16 protein-coding genes and 1 tRNA gene are annotated in these 16,991 nt (G+C 76.6%); 7 read left to right on the top strand and 10 right to left on the bottom strand.

Annotated features, from left to right (window positions below; genetic code table 11):
* Window positions 1-2: 2 nt before the first annotated feature.
* Complete coding sequence (gene surE / locus U5M74_RS09690) at window positions 3-776, top strand: 5'/3'-nucleotidase SurE (RefSeq protein ID WP_410908479.1); 774 nt, start codon at window positions 3-5, stop codon at window positions 774-776.
* The gene (locus U5M74_RS09685) at window positions 773-1,663 is read left to right on the top strand and encodes a PAC2 family protein (RefSeq protein ID WP_410908477.1); all 891 of its coding nucleotides are present in this window, start codon (window positions 773-775) and stop codon (window positions 1,661-1,663) included. Before surE ends, U5M74_RS09685 begins: the two co-directional genes overlap by 4 nt.
* Before the next feature lie 86 nt (window positions 1,664-1,749).
* Here U5M74_RS09685 and mshC read toward each other — a convergent pair whose 3' ends face one another.
* Together mshC and uppP are read right to left on the bottom strand one after the other, a co-directional pair.
* Window positions 1,750-3,021: a cysteine--1-D-myo-inosityl 2-amino-2-deoxy-alpha-D-glucopyranoside ligase gene (mshC, locus tag U5M74_RS09680; protein WP_410908475.1), complete on the bottom strand. Its 1,272-nt coding sequence runs from the start codon at window positions 3,019-3,021 to the stop codon at window positions 1,750-1,752.
* 69 nt (window positions 3,022-3,090) lie between these two features.
* A complete protein-coding gene (gene uppP / locus U5M74_RS09675) occupies window positions 3,091-3,960 on the bottom strand; it encodes an undecaprenyl-diphosphatase UppP (protein WP_410908473.1) in 870 nt (289 codons plus the stop codon).
* Between the two features lie 93 nt (window positions 3,961-4,053).
* On the opposite strand from uppP, the gene U5M74_RS09670 reads away from it, so the two are divergent.
* Window positions 4,054-4,998: an aldo/keto reductase gene (locus tag U5M74_RS09670; RefSeq protein WP_410908471.1), complete on the top strand. Its 945-nt coding sequence runs from the start codon at window positions 4,054-4,056 to the stop codon at window positions 4,996-4,998.
* A gap of 83 nt (window positions 4,999-5,081) precedes the next feature.
* Here U5M74_RS09670 and U5M74_RS09665 read toward each other — a convergent pair whose 3' ends face one another.
* Window positions 5,082-5,390 carry a primosomal protein gene (locus U5M74_RS09665; RefSeq protein WP_410908469.1) on the bottom strand — a complete coding sequence of 103 codons (309 nt, stop codon included), beginning with the start codon at window positions 5,388-5,390 and terminating at the stop codon, window positions 5,082-5,084.
* A gap of 64 nt (window positions 5,391-5,454) precedes the next feature.
* Between U5M74_RS09665 and U5M74_RS09660 the strand changes: the two genes are divergently transcribed.
* Both U5M74_RS09660 and U5M74_RS09655 read left to right on the top strand, forming a co-directional pair.
* On the top strand, window positions 5,455-5,682 hold the full coding sequence (locus U5M74_RS09660; protein ID WP_069983582.1) for a DUF5703 family protein: 228 nt from the start codon (window positions 5,455-5,457) through the stop codon (window positions 5,680-5,682).
* A gap of 10 nt (window positions 5,683-5,692) precedes the next feature.
* Entirely contained in the window at window positions 5,693-6,505 is an 813-nt protein-coding gene (locus tag U5M74_RS09655) for a fructosamine kinase family protein (protein ID WP_410908467.1), read from the top strand.
* A 60-nt stretch (window positions 6,506-6,565) separates the two neighbouring features.
* On the opposite strand, the gene U5M74_RS09650 is transcribed toward U5M74_RS09655, so the two are convergent.
* The 6 genes from U5M74_RS09650 to U5M74_RS09625 form a co-directional block, all read right to left on the bottom strand.
* Window positions 6,566-8,311: a RecQ family ATP-dependent DNA helicase gene (locus tag U5M74_RS09650; RefSeq protein ID WP_410908465.1), complete on the bottom strand. Its 1,746-nt coding sequence runs from the start codon at window positions 8,309-8,311 to the stop codon at window positions 6,566-6,568.
* A 112-nt stretch (window positions 8,312-8,423) separates the two neighbouring features.
* Window positions 8,424-9,779, bottom strand: a complete 1,356-nt coding sequence (locus tag U5M74_RS09645) for a M20/M25/M40 family metallo-hydrolase (RefSeq protein WP_410908463.1) — start codon at window positions 9,777-9,779, stop codon at window positions 8,424-8,426.
* Window positions 9,780-9,782: 3 nt separating this feature from the next.
* Window positions 9,783-11,897: a M3 family metallopeptidase gene (locus U5M74_RS09640; RefSeq protein ID WP_410908461.1), complete on the bottom strand. Its 2,115-nt coding sequence runs from the start codon at window positions 11,895-11,897 to the stop codon at window positions 9,783-9,785.
* Between the two features lie 83 nt (window positions 11,898-11,980).
* Complete coding sequence (locus U5M74_RS09635) at window positions 11,981-13,621, bottom strand: ABC-F family ATP-binding cassette domain-containing protein (RefSeq protein ID WP_410908459.1); 1,641 nt, start codon at window positions 13,619-13,621, stop codon at window positions 11,981-11,983.
* Between the two features lie 197 nt (window positions 13,622-13,818).
* Window positions 13,819-14,412: a GNAT family N-acetyltransferase gene (locus U5M74_RS09630; RefSeq protein WP_410908457.1), complete on the bottom strand. Its 594-nt coding sequence runs from the start codon at window positions 14,410-14,412 to the stop codon at window positions 13,819-13,821.
* Between the two features lie 33 nt (window positions 14,413-14,445).
* Window positions 14,446-15,666 carry an AI-2E family transporter gene (locus tag U5M74_RS09625; RefSeq protein WP_410908455.1) on the bottom strand — a complete coding sequence of 407 codons (1,221 nt, stop codon included), beginning with the start codon at window positions 15,664-15,666 and terminating at the stop codon, window positions 14,446-14,448.
* Window positions 15,667-15,870: 204 nt separating this feature from the next.
* Here U5M74_RS09625 and U5M74_RS09620 point away from each other — a divergent pair.
* A tRNA-Leu gene (locus U5M74_RS09620) sits at window positions 15,871-15,954 on the top strand.
* A 51-nt stretch (window positions 15,955-16,005) separates the two neighbouring features.
* On the opposite strand, the gene U5M74_RS09615 is transcribed toward U5M74_RS09620, so the two are convergent.
* Window positions 16,006-16,263, bottom strand: a complete 258-nt coding sequence (locus U5M74_RS09615) for a hypothetical protein (RefSeq protein ID WP_410908453.1) — start codon at window positions 16,261-16,263, stop codon at window positions 16,006-16,008.
* Window positions 16,264-16,379: 116 nt separating this feature from the next.
* On the opposite strand from U5M74_RS09615, the gene U5M74_RS09610 reads away from it, so the two are divergent.
* Entirely contained in the window at window positions 16,380-16,961 is a 582-nt protein-coding gene (locus tag U5M74_RS09610; protein ID WP_069983282.1) for a hemerythrin domain-containing protein, read from the top strand.
* Window positions 16,962-16,991 lie beyond the last annotated feature (30 nt).

The following is a 16,991-nucleotide window of genomic DNA, read 5'->3' as shown; positions in this document are numbered from 1 at the left end:
ACGTGCTGGCACTGGTGACGAACGACGACGGGATCCGCTCCCCCGGCCTGGCGGTGCTGGCGCGCGTCGCCCACCGCGCCGGCTACGACGTGGTCGTGGCCGCGCCGGAACGGGAGTCGTCCGGCGCCTCGGCGGCGCTGCACGGCGCCGAGGAGGACGGCCGGCTGAGGATCGACGAGGTGCGGGCGCCGGGCCTGCCCGACGCCGTGCGCTCCCTGGCCGTGGCGGCCGACCCGGCGCTCATCGCGTTCGTCGCGGCGTACGGCGCGTTCGGCGCCAAGCCCGACGTCCTGCTGTCCGGGGTCAACCGCGGCCCGAACGTCGGCAACGCCGTGCTCCACTCCGGCACGGTGGGGGCTGCCCTGTCGGCCACGTCGCTGGGGATCCGGTCCATGGCCGTCTCCCTGGACGCCGCCGACCCGGCGCACTGGGAGACCGCCGAGGAGGTGGCGGAGCACGCCTTCGCCTGGTTCCACGGCACGGACCTCGGCCGGCGCACCCTCAACGTCAACGTCCCCGACGTGGCGCCCGCGGAGCTCGAGGGCCTGCGCCAGGCGCCCCTGGCGACGTTCGGCGCCGTGCACGCGCGTCTCGCCCGGGAGGACGAGGCTGGCGGCGTGCTGGTGACGTACGAGGGCACCGAGCGCGCCACCGAGCCGGACTCGGACGCCGGCCTCCTGGCGCGCGGGTGGGCGACGGCCACCCTCCTGGTCGCGCCGTGGGCGGACACGTCCCTCGAGGTGCCGCCCCTGGCACGCAATATGGTGGGCGGATGAGCACTCCGGACCACGAGCACGCCGTGCCCGAGCCCGTCGGCCGCCACGCGGCCCGCCACCCCGTCATGATCGCGGCCTTCGAGGGCTGGAACGACGCCGGGGGCGCTGCGACCGCCGCCCTCGAGCACCTGGCAGGGGTCTGGAACGCGCGCAAGGTGCACGAGCTCGACCCGGAGGAGTACCACGACTTCCAGGTCAACCGGCCGGTCGTGGGCCGCGGCCCCGGCGGCGAGCGGACCATCACCTGGCCGACGACGACGGTGTGGGTGGCCGAGCTGCCGCAGCGCACCGTCGTGCTCGTGCACGGCATCGAGCCGTCGATGCGCTGGCGCCGCTACTGCGCCGAGCTGCTCGACGTGGCCGAGGAGTGGAACGTCCGCACGGTCGTGACGCTCGGGGCGCTGCTGGCGGACGTGCCGCACACCCGACCCATCCCGATGACGGCGACGTCGGACGACGACGGGCTGCGCGCCGTGCTCGACCTGGAGCCCAGCACGTACGAGGGCCCGACCGGCATCGTCGGGGTGCTGCAGCACGCCGCGGGCGAGCGGGGCAGGCAGTCCGTGTCGCTGTGGGCGGCGGTGCCGCACTACGTGGCCAACCCGCCGTCGCCCAAGGCGACGCTGGCCATCCTGGCGCGGGTGGAGGAGCTCCTCGCCGAGCCGGTCCCGCTCGGCGAGCTGCCCGAGGACGCCGAGGCGTGGCAGCACGGGGTGGACGAGCTCGCGAGCGAGGACGCCGAGATCGCCGAGTACGTCCAGCAGCTCGAGGAGGCCAAGGACACCGCCGAGCTGCCCGAGGCCTCCGGCGAGGCCATCGCCCGGGAGTTCGAGCGGTGGCTGCGCCGCCGGGACACCGGCAAGCCGGACGGCGGCGACCGCCCCTAGCCGCCGACCTCAGCGCTGTGGGTACAGAACACGCCGGGCGTTCCGCGGAACGCCCGGCGTGTTCTGTACCCACAGCGTGGGAGGGGTCAGAGGCGCACGCCGAGCAGCGCGTCGACCGTCGCGACGACGAGCCCCGGGTCGTCCGACGCCGGGTCCGCCGCCCACGCGTCCACGGCGGCCAGGGCGGCGGGCGCGTCGAGGTCGTGGGCGAGCGCGCGGCGCACGGCGGCCAGCACCGTGCCGGGCTGCCCGGCCGCCGGGCCGGCGCTCTCGGCGGCGGCGCGCCAGCGGGCCAGGCGCTGGTGGGCGCCCTCGAGGTCGGCGTCCGTCCACTCCCACTCGGTGCGGTAGTGGTGCGCCAGGAGCGCCAGGCGGATCGCCGCCGCCTCCACGCCCGCCTCGCGCAGGCGCGAGACGAGCACGAGGTTGCCGAGCGACTTGCTCATCTTGGCGCCCTGGTAGGCGATGAGGCCGGCGTGCACGTGCACCCGCGGCGCGCCGTCGGCGCCGCGGCCCGACAGCAGCCGGTCGTGCGACGTCGACATCTCGTGGTGCGGGAACAGCAGGTCCGCTCCCCCGCCCTGCACGTCGAACGGCAGGCCGAGGCCGTCGCGGGCGATCACGGCGCACTCGATGTGCCAGCCGGGCCGGCCGGTGCCGAGCGAGCCGCCGTCCCAGGCGGGCTCGCCCGCGCGCTCGCGGCGCCACAGCAGCGGGTCGAGCGGGCTCTTCTTGCCGTCGCGCTGCGGGTCGCCGCCGCGCTCGGCGAACAGCGCGGTCATCGTCGCGCTGTCGAACCCCGACACGCGGCCGAAGTCGACGTCCGCGGTGAGGTCGGCGTAGACGTCGCCGAGCTCGGGGGCGTCTCCGCCGGCGCCCGGCTCGACCGGCACGCGGTAGGCGGCGCCCGCCTCCAGCAGCGCCTGGACGGCCTCGACGACGGCGGGCACCGACTCGACCGCGCCGGTCCACGTGGCCGGCGGCAGCATCCGCAGCGCCGTCATGTCCTCGCGGAACAGCTGCGTCTGCTCGGCGGCCAGGTCGCGCCAGTCGACGCCGGTGGCGTCCGCGCGCTCGAGCAGCGGGTCGTCGACGTCGGTGACGTTCGAGACGTAGGTCACGGCCTTGCCGGCGTCGAGCCACGCGCGCTGGAGCAGGTCGAACGCCAGGTAGGTGTTGGCGTGGCCGAGGTGCGTGGCGTCGTACGGGGTGATGCCGCACGCGTACAGCCGGGCGCTCTCGGCGGGCGCGGCCTCGACCAGCCCGCGGGTGGTGGAGTCGTGCACGACGACGGGGTCACGCCGTCCGTCCTGCGGTCCGGGGAGCTGAGGGATCTCGGGGGCCTGCCAGGTGCGCACCCGTCCACGATACCGGCCGCGGGCGGGCCGTCCTGACCGGGCGCCCCCGACGAGCGGCAGGGCCGCGGCTCAGACGACGAAGCCGCCCGTGGCGCTCAGCACACCGGTCAGCAGGAGCACCACCACGACCGCCGCCAGCACGATCCGGTAGACCACGAACGGCTTGTACGAGTACGTGGAGACGATCTTGAGGAACCCGATGATCACGACGTAGCCGACGCCGAACGCCACGATCGTGGCCAGCAGCGTCGCCAGCGCCCCGGGCGTGCCGGGCGCCGGGTCCTCGCCGACGGACTTGGCCAGCTGGTAGAAGCCGGACCCGAGCACGGCCGGGATGGCCAGGAGGAACGAGTAGTCCGCGGCGGCCTTGCGGGTGAAGCCCATCAGCAGGCCGGCCGTGATCGTGCCGCCCGAGCGGGACACGCCGGGCACGAGGGCGAGCGACTGCGCGAGGCCGAACGCCAGGGCACGGGGCGGCGTCAGCGCGTCGAGCGTGCGGCGGCGGGCCCCGACCCGGTCGGCCCAGCCCAGCAGCAGCGCGAACACCACGAGCATCGTCACGGTGATCCAGAGGTTGCGCAGGCTGGTCTCGATCCAGTCCTGGAACAGCAGCCCGAGCACGACGATGGGGACGGAGCCGAGGGCGATGTACCAGGCCATGCGCGCCTGCTCGTCGTGGGCGCCCATCCGGGCGCGCCAGCCGGTGCCGTCGCGCCCGCGCAGGGCGCGCCACCAGGCGACCAGGATGTCGCGGATCGTCCGGCGGTAGTACAGGACGACCGCGGCCTCGGTGCCGATCTGGGTGATCGCCGTGAAGGCCGCGCCCGGGTCGGACCCCATCAGATCCCCGACGATGCGCAGGTGCGCGCTCGAGGAGATCGGCAGGAACTCCGTCAGGCCCTGGACCAGACCCAGAAACATCGCTTCCCACGCACTCACGAGCGCCGACCCTACCCGCCGCGGGCGGGGCGCGCGGTGCGCGGGACCGGACGGGCGGGCCCGCAGGGCGCCGCCGCCGGTAGCCTGCACGGCATGGATCGACGGCGGGTGGGCAGGTCAGGGCTGCGCGTGTCGTGCCTCGGGCTCGGCACGATGACGTGGGGCCGGGACACCGACGAGGTGGACGCCGGCGAGCAGCTGCGCGACTTCCTCGACGCCGGCGGCACCTTCCTCGACACGGCGGCGGCCTACGGCGACGGCGGGGCCGAGAGCGTGATCGGCACGCTGCTGGACGGCAAGGTCGCCCGCGACGACGTGGTGCTGTGCACCAAGGGCGGCGGCCGCGGCGACGCCTCGCGCGGCAGCCTGCTGGCCGACCTCGACGCCTCGCTCGCCCGGCTCGGCACCGACCACGTCGACCTGTTCCTCGCCGCCGCCCCCGACCCCGGCACGCCGCTGGAGGAGACGGTCGGCGCCCTGCGGCACGCCGTCGACTCGGGCCGGGCCCGCTACGCGGGCCTGTCCAACCACCCCGGCTGGGCCACGGCGCGCGCCGCGAGCCTGCTGGAGCGCGCCGGCCTCGGGCTGACGGCTGCCGAGGTGGAGTACTCGCTGCTGCAGCGCGGCGTGGAGCGCGAGGTGGTGCCCGCCGCGGGCGCGCTCGGCGTGGGCGTGCTGGCCTGGTCGCCGCTGGGCCGCGGGGTGCTGACCGGCAAGTACCGCCGCTCCGTGCCGGCCGACTCCCGGGCCGCGTCCCCGCACCTGGCCGGCTTCGTCGAGCCGTACCTCGACGCGGCGTCGTCGGCGGTCGTGGCGGCCGTGGTCACGGCGGCCGAGGGCCTGGGCCGCACGCCGACGGAGGTGGCGCTGGCCTGGCTGCTGGCCCGCGGCGCGGTCGCGGCCGCGATCGTGGGCGCCCGCACGCCGCGGCAGCTGGCGACGTCGCTGGCCGCCGCCGACCTCGAGCTGCCGGCCGAGGTGCACGCGGCGCTCGACGACGTCTCCGACCCCGGCGCGGGCTACCCCGAGCGCTGGTGACCGGCCGCCCGCCGGCGCCCCTGGCGGGAACCGGCCCCGGCGGTGCCCCTGCGCGGCGGCGGTGACCCCGCGGCGCTGACGCCTCAGCGCGAGCGGTCGAGCTCCGTCGCGAGGTCCTCGTCGAGCTCGTCGACGTCGTCCGCCTCGTCGACGTCCTCGGCGTCCTCGGCGTCGTCCCCCTCGTCGTCGTCCTCCTCCTCGAGGACGAACGGCGTGACCTCCCCGTAGACCTGGGCCAGCGCGTCGTCGTAGACCTCGAACGCATCGGCGAGGACGTCGTAGGCGTCGTCGACCCGGGGGTCGTCGTCGCTGCGGCGTGTCGACACCGCGGTGAAGTGCGCCTCGAGCGCGGCGACGAGACGGTCCAGCGCGGCACGCGGGTCTGCGGTCATGGTCCGACGCTACCGCCGCCGGGGGCAGAATGGGGACCGGAAACCACGAGGAAGGACGGTGACGATGGCGGCGACCGACCATCAGCGGACCTCGGCGTGGCGCGCCCACGGCCAGTACGAGTACCGCGTCCTGACCATCGACCGCACGACGAGCGTCCCGGACGCCCGCCGCATGCTGACCGACGAGGCGGAGTACGGCCGCTGGGAGCTGGCGCGCACGCGCATCTCCATGGGCGGCACGCGCAAGGTGTGGCTCCGCCGCAAGATCATCAAGGTCGCCTCGACCCTGTGAGGGGCGCCCCGTGAGCGACGCCCCGGGCGCCGCGCCGGCCGTGTTCCGCAAGGCGCGCACCGGCGCGCCCGACGGGTTCTTCGCGTGCGAGGCGGCCGGGCTCGCGTGGCTCGCCGAGCCCGCGGGCGGCCCGCGCGTGGCCCGGGTGCTGGACGTCGGCGCCGACCACCTCGACCTCGAGCGGGTGCCCCCGGCCCCCGCCACGGCCACGGCGGCGCGCGCCCTCGGCGCCGCGCTCGCCGCCCTGCACGACGCCGGCGCGCCGGCGTTCGGCGCGCTGCCGCCCGGGTACGCCGCGGCGCGGCCCGGCGCGGCCGGGTTCTTCGGGCCGCTGGACGACCCGCTGCCGATGCCCGGCGGGGCCTGGCCGGGCTGGGCCGAGTTCTACGCCGAGGCCCGGCTGCGGCCGGTCGTCGCCCAGGGCCGCGCCCGCGGCGTGCTCGACGCCGACGACGAGCGGCTGGTGGAGCGCGTGTGCGCCCGGCTGCCGCGGCTGGCCGGGGCGTCGGCCGACGACGTGCCGGCCCGCCTGCACGGCGACCTGTGGTCCGGCAACGTGCTCTGGTCGCCCGACGGGGCCGTGCTGATCGACCCGGCCGCGCACGGCGGGCACCGGGAGACCGACCTGGCGATGCTGGCGCTGTTCGGCGCGCCGCACCTGGCCGAGATCCTCGCCGGCTACGCCGCGGCGCACCCGCTGGCTCGCGGCTGGCAGCACCGCGTGCGGCTGCACCAGCTGTACCCGCTCGCGGTGCACGCCGTGCTCTTCGGCGGCGGGTACGTGGCCCAGACGCGGGCGCTGCTGCGCGAGCTCGCGGGCTGAGCCGGGCCACGGACCGCGACGCCGGCCCGGAGCCGGGTGCCGCGGCCGGGCCCGAGGCGGTCAGGCCCGCTGCCCGGCCGCGCCGTCGGGCTCGAGCAGCCCGTGCTCGACGACCGCGAGCGCCAGGGTGCGGTACCCGTGAGCCTCGAACAGCACCGTGACGCGGTCGTCGGCCTCGTAGCCCATCACGGTGCCCGGGCCGAACTCGCGGTGCCGCACGCCGGCGCCCACGGCGAACGGCCGGTCGGCGGCGTCGACGTCGTGCTCGGCCGCCGTGCCCTCGCGGCACGTGTCGCACCGCCCGCACGGCGTGTCGAGGTCCTCCCCGAGGTAGGCCAGCAGGTACTGCAGCCGGCACTGCCCGGTCTCGGCGTACCCGCGCATCATCTCCACGCGCGAGTCGTCCATCCGCCGCCGCTCCTCGGCGAGCTCCACCGCGGCGTCGGCGACGGCGGCCGGGCGCGCGTCGCCGCTTGCCAGCGCGCGGGCGTCCTCGACCAGGGACCGCAGCCGGGCGAGCCGGCGCGGCAGGCCCGACGGCGTACGGTGGCCGCCCCGGCGCCCCTCCTGGGGCAGCGTGCCCGCCACCTCGAGCAGGTCATCCCGCCGGGGCGTGCCGCCGGCGAAGAAGCGGCGCAGGCCCAGGTCCTCGGGCCGGTAGAACAGCACGGCGGCGGCGTCCTGCCCGTCGCGGCCCGCGCGGCCGACCTCCTGGTAGTAGCTGTCCGGGGAGTCGGGCACGTCGGCGTGCAGCACGAAGCGCACGTCCGGCTTGTCGATGCCCATGCCGAACGCCGACGTCGCGACGACGACGTCGACCTCCCCCGCCGTGAACCGGTGCTGCGCCTCGTCGCGCTCGGCGCGGCGCATGCCGCCGTGGTACGCCGCGGCGCGCAGGCCGCGGCCGGCCAGCGCCTCGGCGAGCTCGGTGGTGCGCCGTCGGGTGGCGACGTAGACGATGCCGTTGCCGCCCGGGCCGTCGCCCGCCCGCGCGGCCTCGGCCGCGCGCTGGACCTCCGCCGCGGCCCGGTCCAGCACGGCGCGGTCCTTGTCGGCCTCGGTGAGGGCGCGCTCGACCGCCAGCTCGAGGTTCGAGCGGCCGAACCCGCGCACGATGACGGCCGCGTCGCGCAGGTGCAGGCGGCGCACGATGTCGTCGCGCACGGGCGGCGACGCGGTGGCGGTCAGGGCGATGACCCGCGGGCGCGGGTCGAGGGTGTCGATGCGCTCGCCGAGGCGCAGGTACTCGGGCCGGAAGTCGTGGCCCCACACCGAGAGGCAGTGCGCCTCGTCGACGGCCACGAGGCTCGGCCGGGCGGCGCGCACCGCCTCGAGCACCTCGTCGTTGGCGAGCTGCTCCGGGGCGAGGAAGAGGAACTCCAGCTCGCCGCGGGCGGCGGCCTCGAGCGTCGCGCGGCGCTCCTTCTCCGGCACCGCGGAGCTCAGCGCCCGCGCCGAGACGTCCTCGTCGCCCACCTCCAGCAGCGAGCGCACCTGGTCGCGCTGCAGCGCGATGAGCGGCGAGACGACCAGCGTGGGCCCGTCGAGCTCCACCCCCGGCAGCTGGTAGACGGCCGACTTGCCGGCGCCGGTGGGCAGCACCAGCAGCACGTCGTGCCCGTCCAGCAGCGCGCGGATCGCCTCCGCCTGCCCCGGGCGCAGCGACTCGTACCCGAAGACCTCGCGCGCGGTGCGCCGCACGTCGCGCAGGGTCGCGGTGCCGACCGGCACGGACGCGGAGCCGGTCCCGGAGCCGGAGCCGGAGCCGGTCTCGGGCTCGGGGCGGGACGAGGTGTCGTGCGGCATGGGCGCTCCAGGCGGGCGGGGGCGGGGGGACGCCGTCCATCATGGGGCCGCGCTCCCCCGCCCACCCGTCGGCGGGCGCCCGCGCCGGTGGTCGTGCCGGTGGTCGTGCGGCTCAGCAGGTGCCGAGCAGCCGGTCCAGCACCCGGGTGCCGAACCGCAGCGCGTCGGTCGGCACGCGCTCGTCGACGCCGTGGAACATCGCGACGAAGTCGAGGTCGGCCGGCAGGCGCAGGGGTGCGAACCCGTAGCCGGTGATGCCCAGGCGCGACAGCGACTTGTTGTCCGTGCCGCCCGAGAGCATGTACGGCAGCACCACCGAGCCCGGGTCCTCCGCGACCACGGCGTCCGCCATCGCGTCCACGAGCGACCCCGCGAACGGCACCTCCAGGGCGGTCGCCTCGTGGATCGGCTCCAGGCGCACGCCCGGCCCGGCCAGCTCGCGCAGCGTGGCCAGGCCCTCGGCCTCGTGGCCGGGCAGCAGCCGCACGTCCACGGCGGCGCTGGCGGTGCCGGGGATGACGTTGGCCTTGTAGCCGGCGTCGAGCTGGGTGGGGTTGGCCGTGTGCCGCAGCGTGGCCCCGACGAACGGCCGGGCCGGGCCGAGCGCGCGCACGAGCGCGTCGAGCGCGCCGTCGTCCTCGGGGTCGAAGGGCAGGCCGGTGAGGTCCGCCACCCCGCGCAGCAGCGCCTCGACGGTGGGCGTCAGCGTGGTCTGCCAGCGGTGCCGGCCGATCCGGGCGACCGCCTCGGCCAGCGCCGTCACGGCGTTGTCCTCGTTGACCGCCGAGCCGTGGCCCGCGCGCCCGGCGGCGAGCAGGCGCAGCCAGGCCAGGCCCTTCTCCGCCGTCTGCAGCAGGTACGCGCGCCGGCCGCCGACCTCGACGGAGAACCCGCCGACCTCGCTGATCGCCTCGGTGGCGCCCTCGAACAGCTCGGGGCGGTGCTCGACGGCCCACTCGGCGCCGTGCACGCCGCCGGCCTCCTCGTCCGCGAACATCGCCACGACGACGTCGCGCGCCGGCTTGCGGCCCTCGCGCACCATCTGGCGCACGACGGCGAGGATCATCGCGTCCATGTCCTTCATGTCGACGGCGCCGCGGCCCCACAGCAGCCCGTCGCGCTCCTCGCCGCCGAACGGGTCGACCGACCAGTCCGCGGCCACGGCCGGCACGACGTCGGTGTGCCCGTGCAGCACCAGCGCCGGGCGCGACGGGTCGGCGCCCTCGACGCGCGTCACCACGGACGTGCGCCCGGGGCGCGACTCGAACACCTCGACGTCGAGCCCCACCTCGGTGAGCAGCTCGGCCACGAGCTCGGCGGCCTTGCGCTCCCCCGGGCCGGAGTCGTCGCCGTAGTTCGAGGTGTCGATGCGCAGCAGGTCGCGGCAGATGCCGACGACCTCGTCCTCGGCGGTCGGCACGGGGGCACCGTCGGGGGCGGGGCGGGCGGTCGTCGTCTCGTCGGTCATCGGTCAGGCCTCCAGTCCACGGCGGGCGAGCAGCGGGGTGATCTCGGGGTCGCGCCCGCGCAGGTCGCGGAACGACGTCATCGGGTCCTGGGAGCCACCGCGGGCCAGCAGCCGGCGGCGGAACGCCTCGCCGTTGGCGCGGGCCAGGCCGCCGCGCTCGCGGTACCACTCCCCGGTGTCGGCGTCGAGCACCTCGGACCAGACGTAGGAGTAGTAGCCGGCGGCGTACCCGGAGCCCCAGACGTGGTTGTAGTACGTGGTGCGGTAGCGCGGCGGCACGGCCGCGAGGGCGACGCCGGCGGCCTCGAGCGCGGCCTGCTCGAAGGGCACCACCTCGTCCACCGACGTGGGCACGTCCTCGGGCGCGAGGCGGTGCCACGCCTGGTCGAGCAGCGCGGCGGCGAGGTACTCGGTCGTGGCGAAGCCCTCGCCCCACTGCCGGGAGGCGAGCATGGTCTCGACCCACTGCTCCGGCATCGGCTCGCCGGTGGCGTGGTGCACCGCGAAGCCGCGCAGGACCTGCGGCTCCCACGCCCACATCTCGTTGACCTGCGAGGGGTACTCGACGAAGTCGCGCGGCACCGCGGTGCCGGACTGCGAGGGGTAGCGCACGTCGGACAGCAGGCCGTGCAGCGCGTGCCCGAACTCGTGGAAGACGGTGATCACCTCGTCCCAGGTCAGCAGCGTGGGCTCGCCGGCCGGCGGCTTGACGACGTTGAGGTTGTTGACCACCACCGGCCGCTCGCCGAGCAGGTGGCTCTGGTCGACGAGCGCGTTCATCCAGGCCCCGCCCCGCTTCGAGCCGCGGGTGTACCAGTCGCCGAGGAACAGCCCGAGGCCCTCGCCGGGCCGGCCCGGCTCCGGGGAGTCGAAGACCTCGAAGACCCGCACGTCCGGGTGGTAGCCCACCAGGTCGGTCCGCTCGGCCAGCGAGATGCCGAACAGCCGGCGGGCCGCCTCGAAGACGCCGTCGCGCAGCACCCGGTCCAGCTCGAGGTAGGGCCGCAGGGCCGCGTCGTCGAGCGCGAACCGCGCCTGGCGCACCTGCTCCGACAGGAAGGCCCAGTCCGACGCCCGCAGCTCGGCGTCGGCGCCCTCGGTGGCGCGCAGCAGCGCCTCGAGCTCGCCCGCCTCGGCGCGGGCGTTCGCGACCGCGGCCGGCGCCAGCCGCGCGAGCATCTGCTCGACGGCGTCGGCGGTGCGCGCCGTGGCGTCCTCGGCGACGTACGCGGCGTGGTGCGGGTAGCCGAGCAGCCGGGCCCGCTCGGCGCGCAGGCGCGCGGTCTCCAGCACGATCGCCCGCGTGTCGTGCTCGCCGCCGTCGGCGCCGCGCGACTCCGACGCGCGCTGGACGCGCTCGCGCAGGTCGCGGCTGCGCAGGGACGCCAGCACGCCCTGGCGGGTGGGCAGCTGCAGCTCCAGCAGCCACGCGCCCTCGTGCCCGCGCGCCGCCGCCGCGGCGGCGGCCCCCGCCACCGCGTCCTCGGGCAGCCCGTCGAGCTCCGCACGGTCGGTGACCAGCACCGCGGCGGCGTTGGCGCCCGCGAGCAGGCGGCGGCCGAACTGCGCCTCGAGAATGGTCAGCCGGGCGTTCAGGGCGCGCAGCCGCTCCTGCTCCGCCGCCCCGAGCGCGACGCCGGCCCGGCGCATCCGGATGAGCAGGCGCTCCAGCAGGTAGGCGGTCCCGGCGTCCAGGTCCAGGTCACCCGACGCCGCGGCGTCGGCGAGCGCCGTGGCCCGGGCGTGCAGCCGCGCGTCCATCGCCAGGGCGTCCGCGTGCGCGGCCAGCCGCGGCGCCAGGCGCTCCTGGACGTCCTCCAGCCCGGGCGTGGCGTCCGCCGAGAGCTGGTTGTCGAACGCGCGCAGCGCGCGGTCCAGCAGCCGGCCGGAGCGCTCCAGCGCCTCGAGCGTGTTGGCTACCGTGGGCGGCGCCGGGTCGGTGGCGATCGCCTCGACCTCCGCGCGCTGCTGCGCCATCCCGGCCAGGATCGCCGGCTCGTAGTGCTCTTCGCGGACCGCCGCGTAGTCGGGCAGCCCGTAGGGCAGCGGCGACGGCGAGGCGAACGGGTTGGCAGGGTCGAGCGTGGCGCTGGCGGGGGCTGGCGCGGACGACGTCATGCGCCCATCCAAGCACCCGCGCCGGCCGAGCCGTGCCGACGCCCGCTCCGACGCCCGCTCCGCCGCCCGCGCCGACGCCCGCGCTACCGCACCCGGTGCAGCGTGCCGTCGCGCCCCAGCCGCAGCTCGACGTCCAGCCCCAGCCGGTCGAGGAACGGCCGGTCGTGGCTCACCACCAGCAGGGCGCCGCGGTAGGCGCCCAGCGCCTCGACGAGCCGGTCGGCGCTCGCCAGGTCCAGGTTGTTGGTCGGCTCGTCGAGCACCAGCAGCCGGGCGGGCGGGTCGGCTAGCAGCAGCCGCGCCAGGGTCACCCGGAACCGCTCGCCGCCGGAGAGGGTCGCGACCGGCCGGTCGACGGCCGCGCCGCGCACGAGGAACCGGGCCAGGCGGCCGCGCAGCTCGCCCGGCGGGACGCCCGGCGCACCCGCGCGCACCGCGTCCAGCACCGTCGCGGCGTCGTCGAGCACGTCGAGCCGCTGGGGCAGGTAGCCGACACGGTCGGTGAGCAGCGTCCCGTCCGGGCGGGCGCCGTCACCGGCGGGAGCACCGCCCTCGCCGGCACCGCCCGCAGGGCCGCGGCCGAGCAGGCGCTCGAGCAAGGTCGTCTTGCCCGCCCCGTTCGGCCCGGTGAGCGCCACCCGCTCGGGTCCCTGCAGCACCACCTCGCGCCCGTCGGCGCCCCGGAGCACGGCGAGGCGGCTGCCCGCCGGGACGCCGGGGTCCGGCAGGTCGACGGCGATCGCGTCGTCGTCGCGCACCGCCCGCTCGGCGGCCTCGACCCCCGCACGGGCGGCGGCCTCCTTGTCCGCCGCCTGGCCGCGGCGCGCGCCCTGCGCCTTCTGCGCGGAGTTGCGCCGGTCGTGGACGACCGCCTTGACGTACCTGCGGTCGGCCGCGTCCTTGCGACCCTGGCGCTGGGAGTGCGCGATGCGCTCCTCGGCCTCGATGCGCTGGCGCTTCTCGCGGCGCAGCGTCTGCTCGGCGTCCCGCAGGGCCCGCTCGGCGGCGGCCCGCTCGGTGGCCAGGCGCTCCTCGTAGGCCGAGTACGGCCCGCCGTAGGTGGTGAGCGCGCCACCGCGCAGCTCGGCCGTGGCGTCGACGAGCTCGAGCAGCGCCCGGTCGTGGGACACGACCACGAGCGCCCCGCGCCAGGTGCGCACGAGCTCGTAGAGGCGCTCGCGCCCGTCGCCGTCGAGGTTGTTGGTGGGCTCGTCCAGCAGCGCGACGTCGGCACCCCGCAGCCGCACCCCGGTGACGGCGGCGAGCATCGCCTCCCCTCCGGACAGGGTGCCGACGCGGCGGTCGAGGTCGGCGGGCAGGCCGCTCGCCGCGAGCGCCGCGACGGCGCGCTCCTCGGCGTCCCAGGCGTCACCGACGACGTCGAAGACCTCGGGCCGCACGTCGCCGGACTCGACGGCGCGCACCGCGTCGACGACGGCGCGCACGCCGAGCAGGTCCGCGACGGTGGCGTCGACGTCGAGGGTGAGGCGCTGGGGCAGGTGGTCGGCGACCCCGGCGACGGTGACCGTGCCGGCGGTGGGCCGCAGCCGGCCGGCGACGAGCCGCAGCAGCGTGGACTTGCCGGCGCCGTTGCTGCCGACGAGGCCGGTGCGGCCGCGGCCGAAGGCGCCGGAGACGCCGGCGATCGGGGTGGCCCCGTCGGGCCAGGCGAAGGTCACGTCGTGCAGGACGACGGCGGGCAGGGTGGACGTGGTGGCGGGCATGCGCGGGCTCCGGACGGTCGGCTGGTGCGCCGGCCCGGCCCCGCGGGGCGGACGGCGCGCGGTCAGGCGGCGGCCGGGGTGCCCGTCATGTCTGGTGCCTCACGATGCTGCTCGGGAGCCGTCCCCTCTCACGCGCGGCGGTGCCGCGGGGACACGACGAGGGTGGCACGCGGCGCGTGGGAGCACAACGCCTTTCCTCAGCGCGGCGCCTCCGCCGGCCACGGCGCGGCCGGCTCGCGCGGGTCTCCCGGCAGCAGCGAGGCGACCCAGGCGTCCCGCCGCACCCCGCGCTGGTCGGCGAAGCGCCGCAGCGTGCCCTCGAAGCGGAAGCCCAGCTTCCACGCCACCCGGCGCGAGGGCCAGTTGCCCACGTAGCCCAGCCACTGCACGCGCACCAGGCCCAGCCCCTCGGGGTCGAGTCCGAGGTCGGCGACGATCCGGGCCGCCTCGGTGACCAGGCCGCGGCCGCGGGCCTCGGGCGCGGCCCAGAAGCCGATCTCCCCGGTGCGCTCTCCGCCGCCGTCCGCCACGGCCATCCCCACCATGCCCTGCAGCGGTCCGGCGGGGTCGTCCGCGGGCCGCACCGCCCACGTGAGGTCGGACCCCGTCTCCCACCCGCGCCGCACGAACCCGGTGACGAACGACTCGCCGTCCGCGCGCGTGTACGGGCTCGGCACCGTGGTCCACCGCTGCACCTCGGCGTCCTGGCAGACCTCCGTCACCCGGTCGACGTCGGCGGCGGTGGGCGCGGACAGGTGCACGTGCTCGTTGACCAGGGGGAACGGTTCCATGCGCGGCAGCCTCTCACGCGCCGGCGGCGCCGCTCACGGGTTTTGCGCCGCGCCCCGGCCCGCCGCGCCGTCCGTGCCGTTCCCCCCGCCGTCGAGCTCCGTCGGCACGTCGCGCACGACGTCGTCGGCGTCGCCCGGCGGCTCGCCGCGGCGCAGGGTGGTGAACACCGTCCAGGCGACCGCGAGCACCGGCACGGCCACCACCGCGCCCAGGATCCCCGCCACCACCGTGCCCGCCGTGACGCCGAGCGCGATGACGACCGGGTGCAGGGCCACCTGCTTGCCCATGATGAGCGGCTGCAGCAGGTGCCCCTCGATCTGGCCGATGAGCGCGATGCCGAGGGTCACGACGAGCGCGGTGACCGGCCCCTCGGCCGCGAGCGCCACGACGGCCGCGACGATCATGGCCGCGGGCGCGCCGACCAGCGGGATGAAGGCGCCGATGAAGACCAGCACCGCCAGGGGCGCCGCCAGCGGCACCCCGAGGATCGCCAGGAGCGCGCCGGCGAGGATGCCGTCGGTGATGGCGATGATCACCGTACCGCGCGCGTAGCCGGAGAAGCTGTACCAGCCGGCGCTCGCCGCGGCGCTCCACCGCCACCGGTGCGGCTCGGGGAGCTGGTCGAGGAACCACCGCCACATCTGGCCGCCGGAGGTCAGGAAGAACACGGTGCAGAAGATCGACAGGGCGACGACGGCGAACCCCTCGGCCACCGAGCCGGCGCTGGCGACCGCCTGGCTCGCCAGGTCGTCGCTGTGGTCGCTGACCCACTGCCGGCCGGTGTCGATCCACTCGCTGATCTGCGCCCAGGACACCGGCAGGAACCCGCTCTGGAGCCAACGGACGATCTGCTCGATGCCGTCGTTGAACTCCCCCGCCAGCTGGCTCCACTGCCCCGCCACCGACGCGACCACGTAGGTGACGAGACCGCCGAACACGACGACCGCGGTGAGGAAGGCGAGCACCACGGCCAGGCGCCGGGGCATGGCCCGGGCGTAGTAGTCGGTGACCGGCTTGAGCACCGAGGTCAGCACCAGGGCGAGGAACACCGCGACGAACACGAGCTGCACGCGCGCGGTGGCGAAGACGACGAGGGAGACGGCGACGACGACGGCGACGAACCGCCAGGACCAGCCGGCCGCGGTGCGCAACCACGCGGGGACGTTCTCGCTCGTCGCGGCCCGCTCGGCGTCGCGCCGGGTCTGTACCAGACGACGGGCAGCGGGGCTCAGCGCCGGCCGGTCGTCGGTCACGTCGTCGCCTCCTGGGGTCGTTCCGCGCGCCGCGGCGCGCTCGTCGGACGCCGGGTCCAGCGTGTGACCGCGCGCCCGGTGTGCCCCAGTGTGCACCCGGTCACGATCCCCGGCAGGGGACCGGGCGGTTTGTCCTGGGACCCCGGTGACGTGCTATGTTTCTACCCGCACCGAGACGGCGCAGGGCGCCGCAACGGTCCACTCGTCCGGGTGGCGGAATGGCAGACGCGCTAGCTTGAGGTGCTAGTGCCCGTATAGGGCGTGGGGGTTCAAGTCCCCCTCCGGACACGTCGGGAAGGCCCCGGCTCCTCACGGAGCCGGGGCCTTCCGCATGCCCGCTCAGCCCGGTGCCCCGCGGCGCCGGCGCCGCGCGGCGCGCCGGGCGTCCGCCGCCGACCAGGCGCGGCAGGGCCAGCCCGGCACGCGGCCGCGGTGCGGCCCGCCGCACAGCACGCGGGCGCCGTCCTGCCACGGCTCGTGGAGCTCCATGACCCAGCGGTCGTTGTAGTCGGCCGCCGCGCCCACGGCGCGCGCGACGGCGCCGCGCACCCTGCCGACGACCCTGCCGACGACCGTGCCGACGGCGACCCGGACCATGCGACGCACCTCCTCGGGACGCTGGGGACGACGCTCCCGTGCACGATCCCACCTCGCCCGGTGCGACCGCACGCCGTCCTGCCTACGCTGGGAGCACCGCCCGAAGGAGGGCCAAGATGACCGACACCACCGCCAGCACCGGCGCCGGCGGCGCCGACGTGGTCGACATCCTCACCAGCGACCACCGGGACATGCTCGAGCTCATCGGCCAGATCGAGACCGCACCGGACGCGACGCAGCGCCGGGACCTGGCCGACACCGTCACCGCCGAGATCATGCGGCACGCCGTCGCCGAGGAGATGTTCGTCTACCCCGCGGTCGAGGAGCACATGCCGAACGGCTCCGAGGAGATCGCGCACGACAAGCAGGAGCACGAGGAGATCGTCCAGCTCCTCAAGCGGCTCGAGGACGTCGACGCCTCCGACGCCACGTTCATGGAGCTGGTGCGCGAGCTGGAGGCGCAGCTGCGCCACCACGCGAACGACGAGGAGACCGACCAGTTCCCGCAGCTGCGGGCGCACATCCCGCCGGACCAGCTCGTCGAGCTGGGCGTCAAGGTCCAGAACGCCAAGAAGCTCGCGCCCACCCGGCCGCACCCCACCGCCCCGCACTCGGAGCTGTTCCACAAGACCGTGGGACCGGGCGTGGGCATGGTCGACAGGCTGCGCGACAAGCTCACCGGGCGCTCCACCGGCTGACGCGCCGGCCGCCGGCGCGTCGTGCGGACG

Source organism: Puerhibacterium sp. TATVAM-FAB25 (genome assembly GCF_046535855.1).
Lineage (GTDB): Bacteria > Actinomycetota > Actinomycetes > Actinomycetales > Cellulomonadaceae > Puerhibacterium > Puerhibacterium variabilis_A.
The sequence above is the reverse complement of the archived record's forward strand: the minus strand, read 5'-3'. Positions and strand labels throughout refer to the sequence as shown.

Bases quoted from the DNA above. Each gene is read 5' to 3' on its own strand.
- U5M74_RS09685 (WP_410908477.1), top strand. From the start codon at position 773: ATGAGCACTCCGGACCACGAGCACGCCGTGCCCGAGCCCGTCGGCCGC.
- U5M74_RS09670 (WP_410908471.1), top strand. From the start codon at position 4,054: ATGGATCGACGGCGGGTGGGCAGGTCAGGGCTGCGCGTGTCGTGCCTC.
- U5M74_RS09665 (WP_410908469.1), bottom strand. From the start codon at position 5,390: ATGACCGCAGACCCGCGTGCCGCGCTGGACCGTCTCGTCGCCGCGCTC.
- U5M74_RS09660 (WP_069983582.1), top strand. From the start codon at position 5,455: ATGGCGGCGACCGACCATCAGCGGACCTCGGCGTGGCGCGCCCACGGC.
- U5M74_RS09650 (WP_410908465.1), bottom strand. From the start codon at position 8,311: ATGCCGCACGACACCTCGTCCCGCCCCGAGCCCGAGACCGGCTCCGGC.
- U5M74_RS09645 (WP_410908463.1), bottom strand. From the start codon at position 9,779: ATGACCGACGAGACGACGACCGCCCGCCCCGCCCCCGACGGTGCCCCC.
- U5M74_RS09640 (WP_410908461.1), bottom strand. From the start codon at position 11,897: ATGACGTCGTCCGCGCCAGCCCCCGCCAGCGCCACGCTCGACCCTGCC.
- U5M74_RS09635 (WP_410908459.1), bottom strand. From the start codon at position 13,621: ATGCCCGCCACCACGTCCACCCTGCCCGCCGTCGTCCTGCACGACGTG.
- U5M74_RS09630 (WP_410908457.1), bottom strand. From the start codon at position 14,412: ATGGAACCGTTCCCCCTGGTCAACGAGCACGTGCACCTGTCCGCGCCC.
- U5M74_RS09615 (WP_410908453.1), bottom strand. From the start codon at position 16,263: ATGGTCCGGGTCGCCGTCGGCACGGTCGTCGGCAGGGTCGTCGGCAGG.
- U5M74_RS09610 (WP_069983282.1), top strand. From the start codon at position 16,380: ATGACCGACACCACCGCCAGCACCGGCGCCGGCGGCGCCGACGTGGTC.